The sequence below is a fragment of the Kitasatospora sp. NPDC052896 genome (assembly GCF_044547075.1).
Classification (GTDB): domain Bacteria; phylum Actinomycetota; class Actinomycetes; order Streptomycetales; family Streptomycetaceae; genus Kitasatospora.
In genome coordinates, this window is the sequence record NZ_JBITZU010000002.1 from 561,835 (window position 1) to 577,146 (window position 15,312).

Here is a 15,312-nt window from a genome sequence, read left to right on the forward strand (position 1 = left end):
CTCAGTCGAGGATCTTCAGCTCGGGGTGCGCGGTGCCACCCTCGATCGCGGTGGAGGCGATGTGCGAGGCGACCCGCGGGTCGACCGGGTCGTTGGCCGGGTCGTCCAGCACCCGCAGGTGCTGGTACGTGGTGGAGCGCTGGGCGGGCACCCGGCCGGCGGTACGGATCAGGTGGATCAGCTCGGTGAGGTTGGAACGGTGCTTGGCACCGGCGGCCGAGACCACGTTCTCCTCCAGCATGACCGAGCCCAGGTCGTCCGCGCCGTAGTGCAGCGAGAGCTGGCCGGCCTCCTTGCCGGTGGTCAGCCAGGAGCCCTGGATGTGCGCCACGTTGTCCAGGAAGAGCCGGCTGATCGCGATCATCCGCAGGTACTCGAAGACGGTCGCCTGGGTGGAGCCCTTGAGGTGGTTGTTCTGCGGCTGGTAGGTGTAGGGGATGAACGCCCGGAACCCGCCGGTCCGGTCCTGCACGTCGCGGATCATCCGCAGGTGCTCGATCCGCTCGGCGTTGGTCTCGCCGGTGCCCATCAGCATGGTGGAGGTGGACTCCACGCCCAGCCGGTGCGCGGTCTCCATGATCTCCAGCCAGCGCTCGCCGGACTCCTTGAGCGGCGCGATCGCCTTGCGCGGCCGCTCCGGCAGCAGCTCGGCGCCGGCGCCCGCGAAGGAGTCCAGGCCGGCCCGGTGGATCCGGGTGATGGCCTCCTCGATCGACACGCCCGAGATCCGGGCCATGTGCTCGACCTCGGAGGCACCCAGCGAGTGGATCACCAGCTGCGGGAAGTCGGCCTTGATCGCCGAGAAGGCGCGCTCGTAGTACTCCACCCCGTAGTCCGGGTGGTGGCCGCCCTGGAACATCACCTGGGTGCCGCCCAGCTCCACCGTCTCGGCGCAGCGCCGCAGGATCTCGTCGAGCTCCCGGGACCAGCCCTTGTCGCTCTTCGGCGGCACGTAGAAGGCACAGAACTTGCACGCCGTCACGCAGACGTTGGTGTAGTTGATGTTGCGCTCGATGATGTACGTCGCGATGTGCTCGGTCCCGGCGTACCGGCGGCGGCGCACCGCGTCGGCCGCCGCCCCGAGCGCGTGCAGCGGCGCGGAGCGGTAGAGCTCCAGGGCCTCCTCGGCGGAGATCCGACCCCCGGCGGCGGCCCGGTCGAGGACGGCCCGCAGGTCGGTGGCGGGCACGTCGAGGGGCGCTGCGAGCTCGGTCACCTGGCGGCCTTCTTTCTGTCCAGGGGGGCCGGGACGGCCCGGCGGCATGACCGAACCAGCCTACGCCAGCCCTTCCGCACCGCCGGGCGCCCCTGCCCGCTCAGCCCGCGGCCGCCACCGGCTCCAGCAGCCGGACCGTCACGTCCGGGGCGAAGCCGCTGTCGTGCGCGATCCGGCGGGCGAACTCGGCGATGCCCGCCAGCTGCCGCTCGCCGAGCGCGAAGTCCAGCGCCTCGCTGAAGTACCGCTCCAGCAGCTCGGCGTCGAAGTCCTCCCAGCGCGCCGCCTGCTCGGCCACCCGGTCGGCCTCGGCGAGCGACAGGTCACGCGAGGCCAGGAAGGCCCGGTGCACGGCGGCCACCGCCGCCGGCCGCCGCTCGACGAACTCCCGTCGGGCCGCCCAGACCGCGAAGACGAACGGCAGGCCGGTCCAGTCCTTCCACATCTGCCCGAGGTCGTGCACGGTGCAGCCGCGGTCCGCCGCGCCCTGCAGGCCGGCCTTGAGCGCCGGGTCGCCGATCAGCACCGCCGCGTCGGCCTCGGCCAGCATCCCGTCCAGGTCCGGCGGGCAGCTGAAGTACTCGGCCCGGACGCCCTCGCGCTCCTCCAGCAGCAGCCGCGCCAGGCGGACGGACGTGCGGCTGGTCGAACCCAGCGCGACCCGCTTACCGTCCAGCTCGCGGAGCGGAAGTTTGCTGACGATCACGCAGGACATCACCGGCCCGTCGCTGCCGACCGCGATGTCCGGGAGCACCAACAGTTCGTCCGCGTGGCGCAGGTACTCCACGCAGGTGATCGGGCCGATGTCGAGCCGGCCGTCCACCAGCTGGTCGCTGAGCTTCTCGGGGGTGTCCTTGGTCAGATCCAGGTCCAGCAGGCTGCCGGTGCGCGCCAGCCCCCAGTAGAGGGGCACGCAGTTCAGGAACTCGATGTGCCCGACCCGCGGCCGCACCGGCCGCGCCGCGCCGGAACCGCCCGCGCCGTCCGTCAGCACAGCACCTTCCACCAGACCAGCCACCGCTTGCTCCCTCGACCGTTCGTCCTGTCGTCGCAGCGTATGCCCGCCCGTTCGACGGTCCTGCCACCACCCCGCCGGACGCTCTCCCACCACCCCGCGCGGCACCCTCCCCGCACGCCGTGCAGCACCCTCCCACCGCCCCACGCAGCACCCACCCGGCGTTCCCCAACACCCGTCCCGACACACCCTCGCGACTCGTCAAGTCACCCCTGGTCGAGCCCGCGCCCCCGTGCTACCGTTCCATCCAGTTGCAGTTTGATTCCCCTTGCAGTACTTGAAGCCTGCGGAGCATGTAACCGCGGGCTTTTTGTAGTTTTTCAGCTTTATCGAAAAACTCCGGACCCGTCCGGAGGCAGGGCGATCAGCGCAGCGGACCGGATGCCACACGGTGTGGCCTCCAATACGTCCCTCGCAAGGAGAACGGCATGGCCACGGGAACCGTCAAGTGGTTCAACGCTGAGAAGGGCTTCGGCTTCATCGCCCAGGAGGGCGGCGGCCCCGACGTCTTCGTCCACTACTCCGCCATCAATGCGAACGGCTTCCGTTCGCTGGAGGAGAACCAGCAGGTGACCTTCGACGTTACCCAGGGCCCGAAGGGCCCGCAGGCGGAGAACGTCACCGCTATCTGATCATCCTCCCGATGACCTGATCGCTCTGGCCCAGCCCCGTGCCGGGTCACCGGCGGCCCGCTCCCGGGCCGTGGAGCACGACTTGTCCCACCAAGGGGGCCCCCGGTCAGCAGACCGGCGGGCCCCCTGCCGTTCCCGGGCCCGGCCGCCCGGACAGCACGACGGGTCCTGCCCCCTCAGGAGGGGGCAGGACCCGTCGGCCTGGGTCGCTCAGACCGTCGCGGTCACCCGGTCGGCGGCACCGGCCCGGACCGAAGCGGCGGCCGGAGCCGCAGCCAGGTCACCCGTCGGATGGTCGTACGCGGCGCGGTCGAGGATCCCCTCCCGGGCCGAGACGATCAACGTGGTCACGACCTGACCGGCCACGTTGGTCGCGGTCCGCATCATGTCGAGGATCGGGTCGATCGCCAGCAGCAGCCCGACGCCCTCCAGCGGCAGGCCCAGGGTGGAGAGGGTCAGCGTCAGCATCACGATGGCGCCGGTGAGCCCGGCCGTGGCGGCCGAGCCGATCACCGAGACGAAGGCGATCAGCAGGTAGTCACCCACCCCGAGGTGGATGCCGTAGACCTGCGCCACGAAGATCGCGGCGATCGACGGGTAGACCGCGGCGCAGCCGTCCATCTTGGTGGTCGCCGCGAACGGGACGGCGAACGAGCTGTACTCGCTCGGCACCCCGAGCCGCTCGGCGACCCGGCGGGTGACCGGGAGCGTGCCGACCGAGGAGCGCGAGACGAAGGCCAGCTGGATCGCCGGCCAGGCGCCCTTGAAGAAGTTGACCGGGTTGAGCCCGGCGGCGAAGCGCAGCAGCAGCGAGTAGACGACGAACAGCACCAGCGCGCAGCCGACGTAGATGTCGGCGGTGAAGGTGGCCATCGGCCGGAGCAGGTTCCAGCCGTACTCCGCGACCGACTTGCCGATCAGGCCCAGCGTGCCGAGCGGCGCCAGCCGGATGACCCACCAGAGCGCGGTCTGCACCAGCTCCAGCAGCGACTCGCTGAGCTTCAGCACCGGGGCCGCCTTCTCGCCCGCCTTGAGGATGGCCACACCGGCCACCACCGCGAGGAAGACGATCTGCAGCACGTTCACCTTGAGGAAGGCGTCCACCACGTTGGTCGGGATGATCCCGGTCAGGAAGTCGACCCAGGAGCCGGACTCCTGAGGAGCCTTCAGCCCGCTGGTGGAGAGGTTGCTGCCGTGGCCGGGGTCGGTGAGCAGGCCGATCGCCAGGCCGATCGAGACCGCGATGAGAGAGGTGATCAGAAACCAGAGCAGTGTTCTCGCCGCCAGCCGGGCGGCGTTGGTGACGTTGCGCAGGTTGGCGATGCTCACCACGATCGCGGTGAAGACCAGCGGCGGGACGGCCAGCTTGAGCAGCTGGACGAAGAGCTTGCCGATGGTGTCCAGGGTGCTGGTCAGCCAGCCGACGTCACCCTGTCGGGCGACGAAGCCCAGCGCGACGCCGAGCACGAGGCCGCCGACGATCTGGGCCCAGAACGGGGTCCGGCGGACCGTGGCGAGGAGTGAGGGGCCCGTCGGGGCGGGGGCGGTGGACATGGGAGTGCGGCTCCGGGGTGGCACGAAAACGGGCGGGAGGGGGGAATCGGGCAGCACGGGCCGGCCGGGGAGAGGCCGGGTCGGACCGTTCGGGCCGGGCCGTCGGGCGGACGCGGGAGCCGTGCTGCCTAGCTACAGCCGGAGCGGCGACAGCCGTCCACCACACCGATCAGGCGGCACGGCCTCGACGGCAGCGCGCACGGCACGGGCGAGTCGCCCATGTCCTGCTGCCGGAGTGCGCCTGAGGTGGTCATGGCCCACACGTTAGCAGTAAAGGTTTGAGATGTTCAAAGTTGTTGTTTGAGATGCGCCCACGAACGACCCGCCCCCGCGCCTGCCGACCTCCACCCGCACGGCTTGACCGACCATCGGTTATACGTATAACTTGAGGAGTCTCGCCGCCCCCTGCCGCCCGGGAGTTCCCCCGTGGGCTACCTCGCCCTGCTCCGCGCCCCGCACGTCACCCGGCTGCTGGCCGGCACCCTGCTCGGACGCCTCCCGGCCGGCATGACCGCACTGGTCATCGCCCTGGCCCTGCGCCAGGCCGGCGCGCCCTACAGCCGGATCGGGCTGGCCACCGCCGCCTACGCGATCGCCGCCGCGATCGGCGGCCCGGTGCTCGGGCGGATCGTCGACCGGACCGGCCAGCCGCGGGTGCTGCTCTGCTCCGCGGTGGTCGCCGGCCTCGGCTACGCGCTGCTCGCGCTCGCGCCCGGCAGCCCGACCGGTGCGCTGGTCGGCGCCGCGATCGCCGGGCTCGCCATGCCGCCGCTCGAACCCTGCCTGCGCTCGCTCTGGCCGGCCGTGGTCAGCGAGGAACAGCTGGACACCGCCTACGCCTTCGACTCCGCCTCGCAGCAGATCCTCTACGTCGCCGGCCCGCTGGCGGTCGCCGCCATCGCGGCCGGCCCCGGCCCGGTCGCCGCGCTCTGGACGGCCGCCGGCCTCGGCCTGGCCGGCGCGCTGGTGGTGGCCACCACCGCCCCGGCCCGCGCCTGGCAGGCCCCACCGCGCGGCCACGGCTCCGGTCTGCTCGGCCCGCTGCGCTCGCCCGGCCTGGTGCTGCTGCTGGTCGGCCTGGCCGGTGCGGGCTGGACGGTGGGCTCGCAGAACGTCCTCTTCATCGCCTACGCCGAACACCACTCGCACCGGCTCCCCGGTGGCGCCGGCACCCTGCTCGCGCTGGCCGCGCTCGGCGGGCTGCTCGGCGCGCTCGGCTACGGCGCGGTGGACTGGCGCAGCAGCACGGCGACCCGCACCTGGCTGCTCGCGCTCGGGATGGCCGTCTCGTACCTCCCGTTGCTGCTGCTCCCCGGCCCCTGGCCGATGGCCGCTCTGGCGCTGCTCTCCGGGCTGGGGCTGGCGCCGCTGCTGGCCGCCGCGTTCGTGCTGGTCGCCGAGCTGGCGCCGGTGGGCACGGTGACCGAGGCGTTCGCCTGGCTGGTCACCCTGTTCGCCACCGGCAACGCGCTGGGCTACGCGGTCTCCGGCTCGCTGGTCGCCACCTCGCTGCGGGCGGTCGCCTGGTGCGCGGTGGGCGGGATCACGCTCGGCGGCCTGCTGCTCCTCGCCACCCGCGACCAACTGCGGCCGCCCGCCCCCGCGCCGGCCGTGGCCGAGCCGGTCGAGCTGCTGGTCTGACCGCTCAGGCCCGGGTGGTGGACGCCCGGACCACCAGCGCGGTGGGCAGCGGCGCCACCGCCGGCACCGCCGTGCCCGCCAGTACCCCGGCCAGCGCGGCCACCCCGGCCCGACCCAGCTCCTCACCCGGCAGGTCGACCGTGGTCAGCGGCGGGGTCAGCAGGGCGGCCACCGCGACGTTGTCGATGCCGACCACCGAGACGTCCGCCGGGATCCGCAACCCCAGCTCGGCGGCGGCCTGGTAGAGCCCGGAGGCCACCACGTCGTCGTCGCAGACCACCGCGCGCGGCCGGTCCGGCCGGCCGAGCAGCTCCGTGGCGGCGGCCCGGGCGGCCGACTCGCCGAGGTTCAGGCTGACCCCGAGCTCCAGCACCTCGAGACCGCGCGCGGCCTGCTCGAAGGCGGCCTGCCGGACCCGGAAGGTGTGGGCCGAGTGGATCGACCGCAGCCGACCGAGCCGCCGGTGGCCGAGCCCGGTCAGGTGCTCCACCGCCGCCCGCATGCCGCCCGCCAGGTCGAGTTCGACGGTGGGCGCGCCGCCCGCGTCGGCCGGATCGGCGTCCAGGAAGACCACGGGCGTGCCCGGCGGCAGCGGGCCGAGCTGGCTGTCGTCCGGGGAGCAGATCAGCAGGCCGTCGAAGCGGCTGGTGGTGGCCGCCTCGGCCAGCGTCTCGGCGTTCCAGCCGGAGCTGACCACCACGTCCAGCCCGTGCCGGGCGGCCTCCTCGTGCACCCCGGCCAGCACCCGTCCGAAGAACGGCCCCTGCAGGTTGGGCACCGCCAGCAGCGCCATCCCGCTGCGGCCCAGCCGCAGCTGCCGGCCGGCCGCCTGCGGGCGGTAGCCCAGGTCGCGGGCGGCCTCCAGCACCCGCTGCCGGGTCGCGGCGGAGACCCGGTGGCCCGCCTCGGTGCCGGAGAACACCAGCGACACGGTGGCCTGCGAGACCCCGGCCACCCGTGCCACGTCCCGCCCGGTCGGGCGGCGCGACCGCTCACCGGCGCGACCGCTGCCCCCGGCCGCCGCTGCCGTCCCTGCCGGGTCGGTCCCGGACACCGCTGCCACGACGCGACCGTCTACTGCGCCGCCCGCGCGGCCTCGTCGGCCGCGTCCTCCTCGGCGTTCTGCTCCGCGATCCGCTGGGCGGTGCGCGACTTCATACCGGAGACCTTGTTGACGATCTGCTCCGACATCTCGTCGCGCTGCTTGCTCAGCACCACGTAACTGACCGGCGCCGAGACCAGGGCCGCCAGCAGCACCAGGAAGACGAAGCCGGTGGTGCCGGTCACCGGAATGATCCCGAAGTGCCCGAGCAGGGTGGTGATCAGCAGACAGCCGAGGAAGATGCTGGCCCGCAGGGAGGTGTATCGGAGCGTGGCGTGCGACTTGCTGCTCACGGGTGGCGTCCTTCTCGGCCGGTTCGAACGGGGGCGGTCTCCCAGTGAAGCATGCCGAAGTCGACGATCTCGGACGGGGTACGGGCCCGGGTCAGCGCAGCTCCAGCCAGAAGGTGATGTCGTCCCGGTCGTCCCCCGGCGCGACCCGGATCGCCCCGGGCACCCGCCCGGCCTCCTGGTAGCCGCAGCGCTTGTAGAACGTCTCCAGGCCCATGCCGCCGCGCGCGGTCAGCCGCAGCCCGACCAGCCCCCAGGCCCGGGCGATCCGCTCGGCCTCCGCCATCAGCGCCGCGCCGCAGCCGCGCCCCTGCAGCCGGGGGTCGACCATGACCCGGGAGAGCAGCCGCCAGTGGCTCATCAGCCCGAACCGCGGGTGTTCGAAGAAGAGCACCGCGACCAGCCGGCCGGAGTCGGGATCGCGGGCGACCAGCAGCCGGTCGGACCACGGCTCGGCCCCCTGGTCGGCCCCGGGCACCACGTCCAACCGCGCGAACTGCCGCTCGGCCGTGCCGCGGACGTCCTCCTCGGTCACCGGCGGGACGAAACCCACCGACCCGCCCGCGTTGCTGACGTCGGTCCACAGGGTGAGGACCTCGGCCCGCAGCTCGGGCGTGACCACCGGATCCAACTCGAACTCAAGGTGCATGTCCGGATCCTACGGACCGGGTCCGGCACGGCCGCCGGCCCGGTCAGCCCGCGACGCCCGCCGGGTGACGGCCGTTCCCGGCCGGCCGCGCCGGGCACGGGCCGGCGCGGCCACCAGGTACGGGCCCTGACCCGCACGGCGGCGCTCCGCACTCGCCAAGGAGCTGCGGCCCGCGCGGCGGCGACTCCGCTCCCCCTGACCAGCGACCCCTTGGCGTCCCCTCGCAACGGAGAGCTGACCCAAGGGTGATCAGGTGGATACGACACGTCAATGGTTCGTCCGAAATTCGGAATGGTTGCGTTGGCTTTCAGCCGGTGAACGATGGTGGACCGGCCACGTGACGCCGCTTTTTGTCGGATGATCCGTCAAATTGCCAGCACGGTGACGCCAACGGCCACACCGATCGGCTCCTCGGCCCGGGCGATCTCGCACCAGACCCGCTTCCCCGAGTCCTCCGGGTACCAGCCCCAGCGCGCGCAGAGCAGTTCGACCAGCTCCAGCCCGCGCCCGTTGCACGCGTCCTGCCCGGCGCAGCGCGGCGCGGGCGGCGTGTCACTGGCGTCCGCCACCTCCACCCGCAGCGGCCCGGCACCGGGCGGCCAGACCAGCCGCAGCACGGCCGGCCGCCCGGTGTGCACCACCGCGTTGGTCACCAGCTCCGACACCACCAGCACCAGCGTCTCGACGTACGGCTCCCCGGGGTCGACGTCGAGCGCCAGCAACCGGGAACGGACCCAGCGCCGGGCCCGGCCGACCTCCGCTGGGTCGGCCGCCACTGCCAGCTGCACCTGAAGCACCTGCACCGCTCCACCACCTGCGTGACGATCTGGTCGGACTGTCCATGACTTCGGCACGAATACGGCTCAGGATGATCCGGCGGAACCGGAGCAGCAAGCGCTTCGGGCATATTCCAGCGATCGGGGGACAAGCCGGTGCATACTGTCCCGCTCGCTTGGGCGAGCGTCGCGCTGACGAGCGCCGCCCCGCCGACCGGCGCCCCGGGGGCGGCGCGCCGACGGTCGGTGCGACGGACTGCGCCGGCCGGCACGAACCTACCGCCCGGCCCGCGCGCCCCCGCGCTGGGCGCGCGACGAACCACCCGTGCGACATATGTCCGAGTCTGTTCGAACAGGCCACCACTCTCTTCGAGGAATCGTCCCGCCGTCGCACACCCCGGAGATACCGTGGTGGCATGACCGCCCCCGACTGGGACCAGCAGATGCGCTCGCGGCTGGACCGGGGTGAGGAGACGGCCCTCGGCGAGCTGTACGACCAGCTGTCACCCCTGGTGCACGGCCTGGCCGGTCGGATCCTGGCCGACGAGGCCGCCGCCGCCCAGCTCACCCGCGAGGTCTTCGCCCATGTCTGGGCGCACCCCGAGGAGTTCGACCCGGGCGCCCGATCGCTGCGCTCCTGGATCGGCGAACTCACCCACCGTCGGGCGGTCGAACGGCTCCGCCAAAGTTCCCTGGCCGCGGCGGAGATACGGGCCCGGGCGGCCGCCGCCCGGGCGCAGTACGTGGTCGCCGCGCTGCCGCCGTCGCTGCGGGAGACCATAGAGACCACCGCGTCCGAGTGCCGGACCTACCAGGAGACCGCCCGCCGGCTCGGCATCAGCGAGCAGGCGGCCAAGCAGCGGCTCCGGCTCGGCCTGCAACTGCTCTCCGCCGAGCTGGAGTTCGGATCGTGAACGGCGGACGTCTGGCCAGCGCACCGGTGCTGGGCGAATCGCGGCACGAGGAGCTGCGCGGCCTGCTCGGCGCCTGGGCGCTGCGGGCCTGCCCCGCCGCCGAGGCGGCCGAACTCGAACAGCACCTGGACCGCTGCCCGGACTGCGCCGAGGAGGCCGCCCGGCTGCGGCACGCCGCCACCCGGCTGGGCCCCGACGACCCGCTGGACCGCCCGGACAACCTGCGCCGCCAGGTCCTCGACTTCTGCCTCGCCAGACGCCCGGCCGCGGTGCCGCTCGCGCCATGGGCCGGTCCGTACGCCGCGGAGACCGCGAAGTTGGACGCCCTGCTGCGCGACCTGGGCCGCGGCGAGTGGCTGGAGGTGGCCGAACTGCCCTGGCACGGCGGGGTGCTGCGGCGCCGGCCGGCCGAGGTGCTGTGCCATCTGGCGGCGGTGGACGGCCTGGTCGCGGTCGCCCTCGGGCTGCCCGACCCGGTCGGCGCCGCCCGTCCCCGACTACCCGGCCGCGGCGCGCCGCCCGCCCCGCCCTGGGAGGTACTGGTCGAGCGGACCGAGCGGCTGACCGACGAGCAGGGCGACCGGCCGCCGGACGCGGTCCGCGGCTTCTGGCGCCGGCAGAGCCTCGACCTGATCCGCACCGTCGCCCCGGGCACCGAGGCCGAGGTCGACTACGGCGTGGCGACCCTGCCGGTCCGGGACGCCTTCATCGACCGCGCCTTCGAGTGCTGGATCCACGCCGAGGACGTGGCCCGCGCGGTCGACTACCCGTACGCCGCGCCCGCCCCGCAGCACCTGCGCCAGATGGTCGACCTGGCCGCCCGGATGCTGCCCGCGGCGCTGGCCGGTCGGCGCGGTGCGGCGGAGCCGGCGGACCGGGCGACCGGCCGGGTGCTGCGGCTGGTGATCGAGGGCCCGGCGGCCGGCGAGTGGCTGATCCCGCTGGACCCCACGGCGGACCCGGCCCCGGCTGGTCCGGTGGCCGAACTGGTGGTGGACGGCGTGGAGTTCTGCCAGCTCGCCGCCGCGCACCGGGATCCGGACCGGCTGCCGGTCGGCGAGTTCGGCGACCGGGCGGCGATCCGCGAGGTGCTCACCGCCCTGCCGCTGCTCTCCCGCCCGTGACCACCGCGTCCGTGACTACGGGAAGACGACCGTCCGGGTCCCGTTGAGCAGCACCCGGTGCTCGCAGTGCCACTTCACCGCGCGGGCCAGCGCCTGGCACTCGACGTCCCGGCCGAGCGCGACCAGCTGCTCCGGCGTCACGCCGTGGCCCACCCGGGCCACCTCCTGCTCGATGATCGGCCCCTCGTCCAGGTCCGCCGTGACGTAGTGCGCGGTCGCACCGATCAACTTCACGCCCCGGGCGTGCGCCTGGTGGTACGGCCTGGCGCCCTTGAAGCTCGGCAGGAAGGAGTGGTGGATGTTGATCACCCGACCGGAGAGCGCCTTGCAGAGGTCGTCCGAGAGCACCTGCATGTAGCGGGCCAGCACCACCAGGTCGACCCGCTCGGCCTCGACCAGGTCCAGCAGCTGCTGTTCGGCCTGCGCCTTGGTCTGCCGGGTCACCGGGATGTGCACGAACGGGACCCCGTACGAGGCGGTGAGCTCGGCGAAGTCGGTGTGGTTGGAGACCACCGCGACGATCTCCACCGGCAGCGCGCCGATCCGGCCGCGGAACAGCAGGTCGTTCAGGCAGTGCCCGAACTTGCTGACCATCAGCACCACGCGCATCTTCTCTTCCACCGAGTGGATCGACCAGTCCATCCGGAACGAGTCGGCGATCGCCGCGAAGCTGGCCCGCAGCTTCTCCGCGCCGACCGGCGCGTCGGCCGTGAAGTGCACCCGCATGAAGAAGAGCCCGCTGTCCGGGTCCCGGTCACCGAACTGCTGGCTGTCGATGATGTTGCAGCCGGTCATGAAGAGGTAGCTGGAGACCGCGTGCACGATCCCCCGCTTGTCCGGGCAGGAGAGGGTCAGCACATACTGGGCCGGCTCCACTGCGCTCTGCTGCTCCTGCACGCTCTGTTCCGTCCTCACGTCGCTACGTCACTTGGGGTTGCGGTAACTTCCCAGCCTGGCACAGCCGGCGGCCGTTCAGCCGACCCTGGTGAGAATCCTCAGCACTTCGAGCGAGCGCGGCGGGGTGGCCGGGTCCTCCCCGTCGTTGACGCAGAGCAGCACGTGCGCCTCGCGCGCCGCCGCAGCCGCCTCCGACCAGCCGGGGTGGCCCAGGTAGGCGGCGGCCGGGGCGTCCGCGCCGACCTCGTGCAGGATCCGCAGCACCCGCAGCACCGCCGCGTCCACCAGCGCGGCCTCGGCCGCGTCCCGGACGATGGTGCCGATGTACTTCTCGGCCGACCAGCGGTCCAGCCAGCTGTCCTCGACCAACCGGTAGACGGCGTCGGTCACGTCGCCGAAGCCGTCCCGGCCGGCGGCCCAGTAGTCCTGCTGGAACTGTGGGTCGCCGAGCATGTGCAGGGCGGAGCGGATCCGGGCGCGCCAGCGCCACCAGGGCAGATCGTTGAGCGGCATGCCGCCCATCGTGCTGGAGCGACGCCCCGCCCGAGAAGAGTTTCGCGCAGAGCTGTCCGAGGAATCTGTGCTGTCCGCCATGGGAGACGATCGTACGTTCCTGATGTGTCGGCCATCTACACGCGTCCACACACGGTGTTCGCCCCCGGGTCACCGGATGTTCGCCCAGCTGCCCGCTGAGCTTGCCGCACCGCGCCAAGGCTGGTTCGCGCTGCCGACGTTACCGGAGGGGGAACCCGAGATGACCGAGCCCGCACGACATCCGCACAGACGCACCGCCGCCCGCCGGGCGGCCCTCGCCCTCCTGCCCGTGCTGCTCGCCGCGTCGGCCTGCGGGGGGCCGGCCGACGCCTCCGGCAGCGGCGCCGGGATCACCGTGATGACCTGGGCGCCGACCGACTCCGGCGCCGCCGCCGCCCACCCCGGGATGACCGCGCTGGCCCAGGCGATCGGGCGGCAGCTCGACGGCCAGGGCGGCCTGGCCGGTCACCGGCTGCGGGTGCTGACCTGCGACGAACACAACACCGCGGACGGCGCGACGGCCTGCGCGGAGCAGGCGGTGAACGCCGGCGCGGTCGCGGTGATCGGCTCCTACAGCCAGTTCGGCGACAGCTTCATGCCGGTGCTGGAGAACGCCGGGATCCCCTACCTCGGCGGCTACGGCCTCTCCGACCCGGAGTTCACCAGCCCGCTCTCCTACCCGGTGAACGGCGGCATGCCCGCGCTGCTCGCCGGCAGCGGACGCCAGTTGGTCGCCGCGGGCTGCCGGACGGTCGCGCTGATCCGGCCGGACACCCCGGTCGGCGACCAGCTCGCCGACGAACTGGCCGGCGCGCTCAACCCGTCGGACGTCCGGCTGGTGGACGTCCCGGCCCAGCAGGACTCCACCGACTACACCGCCACCGTGCGGCAGGCGATCGGCGACGACGCGCCCGGCGACTGCGTGACCACCGTGCTCGACCCGGTGCCGACCCTCAACCTGCTGGACTCCTACCGGCGGTCGGACCACCACGACATCCGGCTGGCCTCGGTGATCGGCAGCGTCCAGCAGTCCGTGCTGGACTCCACCGGCGGCGACAGCGGGCCGCTCGGCGGCGCCTACGCGACCGGCTGGTACCCGCCGGAGGCGGCGACGGTCTGGGACCCCCTGCGCGCCACCATCCAGGCGGACGGGGACGGCAACCCGGCGCTGGACGACTCCGACCCCGGGGTGCAGACCACCTGGGTCGCCTACCAGGTCTTCCAGCAGGCCGTCCGGCTGCTCACCGGCAAGCCGGTGACCGCGAGGAACCTGCGCGACGTGCTGGACAGCGGCACCCCGATCACCACCGGTGGCGCCACCCCACCGCTAGCCTGGGGGCTGACCAACATGCTGGCCAGCGCGGACTGGCCCCGGCTGGTGAACACCTCGGTCACCTTCCAGCAGGTCCAGGGCGGTCGTCTGGTCGAACAGCGCCCCGGCTTCGTCGACACCCGCTGGGTCCTCACCGGCGGGAAACCCCCCGCCGGCTCCTGACCGCCCGCCCTCACGGCCCGGGCGGCGCCCCCTAGAGCTGCTGGTCGCTCAGGGTCGACAGGCCGGCCTGCTGGGCGATGGCGTTCCAGAGGGTGGCGGCCTGCTTCTTGGCCGTGCTCGCGGCGGCGCTGGACTGGTCGCCCGCCGTGTGGTTGGCGTTGGACTGGGACTTGCTCGGGTCGCAACCGCCCTGCAGGTCGCCCGCCCAGGCCGCGTACGACTGGTCCGCCGCCTCCGAGGCCTGCCAGGCCGAGGTCAGCTGGGTCACCAGCTGCGGTCCGGTGGCCAGCTGGTCCACCTTGAGCGCGGCCAGCGAGGTGATCAGCTGCTGGCGGCTGGCGGCGGCCTGGGTGAGCGCGGTCTGGGAGGCCGGCAGGTTGCTGCAGCCCTTGATCGAGGAGACCGCGCCGATCACCGCCTGCCGGCTGGCGTTCGCGGTGCCGAGCAGGGTGTAGAGCGCCTGGGCCTGGCTCTGCGCCGCCGCGCTCAGCGGCCCGCCGTTCACCGGGGCACCGGCCGCGCCGGAGGCCTTGCCGGCGGTGGACGCCGGGCTGCCCTGGGCCACCGGGGTCTTGGCCGTGCTGGTGCCGCCTCCGCCGCCGGTCAGCACGGCGACCAGGACCCCGCCCACCACGCAGGCGCCCACCACACCGGCGATCAGCTTGGTCCGCGAGCCGCGCCCGCCGCCGGACGAGCCCTGCGCCCGGCTGCCCGAGCCGCCCTGCGCGCCGTAGTCCGCCTGACGCTGCCCGTACTCCGCCTGCTGCCCGAACGACTGCTGCCCGCCGTACGACGGCTGCTGCCCGCCGAAGGACTGCTGGGCCCCGAAGCTCTGCCCGCCGAACGACTGGCCGCCGCCGTACTCCGGCTGCTGCCCGTACTCCGCCTGGTGTTGCCCGTACTCCGCCTGCTGCCCGAACGACTGCTGCCCGCCGTACGACGGCTGCTGCTCACCGAAGGACTGCTGCTCACCGAAGGACTGCTGGCCCCCGAAGCTCTGCCCGCCGAACGACTGCTGCTCGCCGCCCCCCGCCGACGGGTCACCGGTCGGGTACGGCGGCAGGTACTGCGTCGCCGGTGCCGGGTCCGCCTCCGGGAAGCCGGCCGGCACGCTCGGCATGTACGCCGTCGCCTCCTCGCCCCAGGCCTGCCCGGTCTGCGGCTGCGGCCCGGGGAACGACGGCACCGCGGCGCCGGGACCCAGGTACTCCGGAGCGCCGGTGACGGCCTGGCCACCGGGCCCGCCCTGGACCGGCGGTGCCTGGTGCTCCCCGGCCGCGGGCTCCGGACGGAACAGATCGTCCAGATTGAAGTCACCGGAGTTGGGGTACGAGCGGCGCTGGCTCAACGCGATTCCTCACCTGTGCACGGCTCCGGGCACGCCGGGACAGCCAGGGGCGATCGGGCGGCATCCGGCCACCCGCCCTGTCTCTCCGGTCTGAGCACCCGGGCCTTCCTCGGTTCTTCCGCGCG

The 15,312-nt window shown here is 73.3% G+C and carries 15 protein-coding genes; 5 read left to right on the forward strand and 10 right to left on the reverse strand.

The window, feature by feature from the left end:
- Position 1 precedes the first annotated feature (1 nt).
- Together mqnC and ACIGXM_RS08640 are read right to left on the reverse strand one after the other, a co-directional pair.
- A complete protein-coding gene (gene mqnC / locus ACIGXM_RS08635; protein WP_396558260.1) occupies positions 2 to 1,216 on the reverse strand; it encodes a cyclic dehypoxanthinyl futalosine synthase in 1,215 nt (404 codons plus the stop codon).
- Between the two features lie 100 nt (positions 1,217 to 1,316).
- On the reverse strand, positions 1,317 to 2,225 hold the full coding sequence (locus tag ACIGXM_RS08640; RefSeq protein WP_396558389.1) for a menaquinone biosynthetic enzyme MqnA/MqnD family protein: 909 nt from the start codon (positions 2,223 to 2,225) through the stop codon (positions 1,317 to 1,319).
- A 434-nt stretch (positions 2,226 to 2,659) separates the two neighbouring features.
- On the opposite strand from ACIGXM_RS08640, the gene ACIGXM_RS08645 reads away from it, so the two are divergent.
- Positions 2,660 to 2,863 carry a cold-shock protein gene (locus tag ACIGXM_RS08645; protein ID WP_324786388.1) on the forward strand — a complete coding sequence of 68 codons (204 nt, stop codon included), beginning with the start codon at positions 2,660 to 2,662 and terminating at the stop codon, positions 2,861 to 2,863.
- Between the two features lie 210 nt (positions 2,864 to 3,073).
- On the opposite strand, the gene ACIGXM_RS08650 is transcribed toward ACIGXM_RS08645, so the two are convergent.
- Positions 3,074 to 4,417: a dicarboxylate/amino acid:cation symporter gene (locus ACIGXM_RS08650; RefSeq protein WP_396558263.1), complete on the reverse strand. Its 1,344-nt coding sequence runs from the start codon at positions 4,415 to 4,417 to the stop codon at positions 3,074 to 3,076.
- A 426-nt stretch (positions 4,418 to 4,843) separates the two neighbouring features.
- Between ACIGXM_RS08650 and ACIGXM_RS08655 the strand changes: the two genes are divergently transcribed.
- The gene (locus ACIGXM_RS08655; protein WP_396558265.1) at positions 4,844 to 6,058 is read left to right on the forward strand and encodes an MFS transporter; all 1,215 of its coding nucleotides are present in this window, start codon (positions 4,844 to 4,846) and stop codon (positions 6,056 to 6,058) included.
- A 4-nt stretch (positions 6,059 to 6,062) separates the two neighbouring features.
- On the opposite strand, the gene ACIGXM_RS08660 is transcribed toward ACIGXM_RS08655, so the two are convergent.
- From ACIGXM_RS08660 to ACIGXM_RS08675, 4 genes are all read right to left on the reverse strand, one after another.
- The gene (locus tag ACIGXM_RS08660) at positions 6,063 to 7,121 is read right to left on the reverse strand and encodes a LacI family DNA-binding transcriptional regulator (protein WP_396558267.1); all 1,059 of its coding nucleotides are present in this window, start codon (positions 7,119 to 7,121) and stop codon (positions 6,063 to 6,065) included.
- Positions 7,122 to 7,132: 11 nt separating this feature from the next.
- The gene (locus ACIGXM_RS08665; protein ID WP_396558269.1) at positions 7,133 to 7,453 is read right to left on the reverse strand and encodes a DUF4229 domain-containing protein; all 321 of its coding nucleotides are present in this window, start codon (positions 7,451 to 7,453) and stop codon (positions 7,133 to 7,135) included.
- A gap of 91 nt (positions 7,454 to 7,544) precedes the next feature.
- The gene (locus ACIGXM_RS08670) at positions 7,545 to 8,099 is read right to left on the reverse strand and encodes a GNAT family N-acetyltransferase (RefSeq protein ID WP_396558271.1); all 555 of its coding nucleotides are present in this window, start codon (positions 8,097 to 8,099) and stop codon (positions 7,545 to 7,547) included.
- Positions 8,100 to 8,464: 365 nt separating this feature from the next.
- Positions 8,465 to 8,902 (reverse strand): ATP-binding protein, encoded by a 438-nt coding sequence (locus tag ACIGXM_RS08675; protein ID WP_396558273.1) that lies wholly within the window; start codon positions 8,900 to 8,902, stop codon positions 8,465 to 8,467.
- A 389-nt stretch (positions 8,903 to 9,291) separates the two neighbouring features.
- Between ACIGXM_RS08675 and ACIGXM_RS08680 the strand changes: the two genes are divergently transcribed.
- Both ACIGXM_RS08680 and ACIGXM_RS08685 read left to right on the forward strand, forming a co-directional pair.
- Entirely contained in the window at positions 9,292 to 9,789 is a 498-nt protein-coding gene (locus ACIGXM_RS08680; RefSeq protein WP_396558275.1) for a sigma-70 family RNA polymerase sigma factor, read from the forward strand.
- Positions 9,786 to 10,913 (forward strand): zf-HC2 domain-containing protein, encoded by a 1,128-nt coding sequence (locus ACIGXM_RS08685; RefSeq protein ID WP_396558276.1) that lies wholly within the window; start codon positions 9,786 to 9,788, stop codon positions 10,911 to 10,913. The genes ACIGXM_RS08680 and ACIGXM_RS08685 overlap by 4 nt, the downstream gene beginning before the upstream one ends.
- 15 nt (positions 10,914 to 10,928) lie before the next feature.
- On the opposite strand, the gene purU is transcribed toward ACIGXM_RS08685, so the two are convergent.
- Together purU and ACIGXM_RS08695 are read right to left on the reverse strand one after the other, a co-directional pair.
- Positions 10,929 to 11,828, reverse strand: a complete 900-nt coding sequence (gene purU / locus ACIGXM_RS08690; RefSeq protein WP_396558277.1) for a formyltetrahydrofolate deformylase — start codon at positions 11,826 to 11,828, stop codon at positions 10,929 to 10,931.
- 57 nt (positions 11,829 to 11,885) lie between these two features.
- Positions 11,886 to 12,404: a hypothetical protein gene (locus ACIGXM_RS08695; RefSeq protein ID WP_396558279.1), complete on the reverse strand. Its 519-nt coding sequence runs from the start codon at positions 12,402 to 12,404 to the stop codon at positions 11,886 to 11,888.
- 160 nt (positions 12,405 to 12,564) lie between these two features.
- On the opposite strand from ACIGXM_RS08695, the gene ACIGXM_RS08700 reads away from it, so the two are divergent.
- A complete protein-coding gene (locus ACIGXM_RS08700) occupies positions 12,565 to 13,839 on the forward strand; it encodes an ABC transporter substrate-binding protein (protein WP_396558281.1) in 1,275 nt (424 codons plus the stop codon).
- A gap of 31 nt (positions 13,840 to 13,870) precedes the next feature.
- Here ACIGXM_RS08700 and ACIGXM_RS08705 read toward each other — a convergent pair whose 3' ends face one another.
- Positions 13,871 to 15,187: a hypothetical protein gene (locus tag ACIGXM_RS08705; RefSeq protein ID WP_396558283.1), complete on the reverse strand. Its 1,317-nt coding sequence runs from the start codon at positions 15,185 to 15,187 to the stop codon at positions 13,871 to 13,873.
- Positions 15,188 to 15,312 lie beyond the last annotated feature (125 nt).

Coding starts and splice junctions, on each gene's coding strand:
- ACIGXM_RS08645 (WP_324786388.1), top strand. CDS start 2,660: ATGGCCACGGGAACCGTCAAGTGGTTCAACGCTGAGAAGGGCTTCGGC.
- ACIGXM_RS08650 (WP_396558263.1), bottom strand. CDS start 4,417: ATGTCCACCGCCCCCGCCCCGACGGGCCCCTCACTCCTCGCCACGGTC.
- ACIGXM_RS08670 (WP_396558271.1), bottom strand. CDS start 8,099: ATGCACCTTGAGTTCGAGTTGGATCCGGTGGTCACGCCCGAGCTGCGG.
- ACIGXM_RS08680 (WP_396558275.1), top strand. CDS start 9,292: ATGACCGCCCCCGACTGGGACCAGCAGATGCGCTCGCGGCTGGACCGG.
- ACIGXM_RS08695 (WP_396558279.1), bottom strand. CDS start 12,404: ATGGCGGACAGCACAGATTCCTCGGACAGCTCTGCGCGAAACTCTTCT.
- ACIGXM_RS08700 (WP_396558281.1), top strand. CDS start 12,565: ATGACCGAGCCCGCACGACATCCGCACAGACGCACCGCCGCCCGCCGG.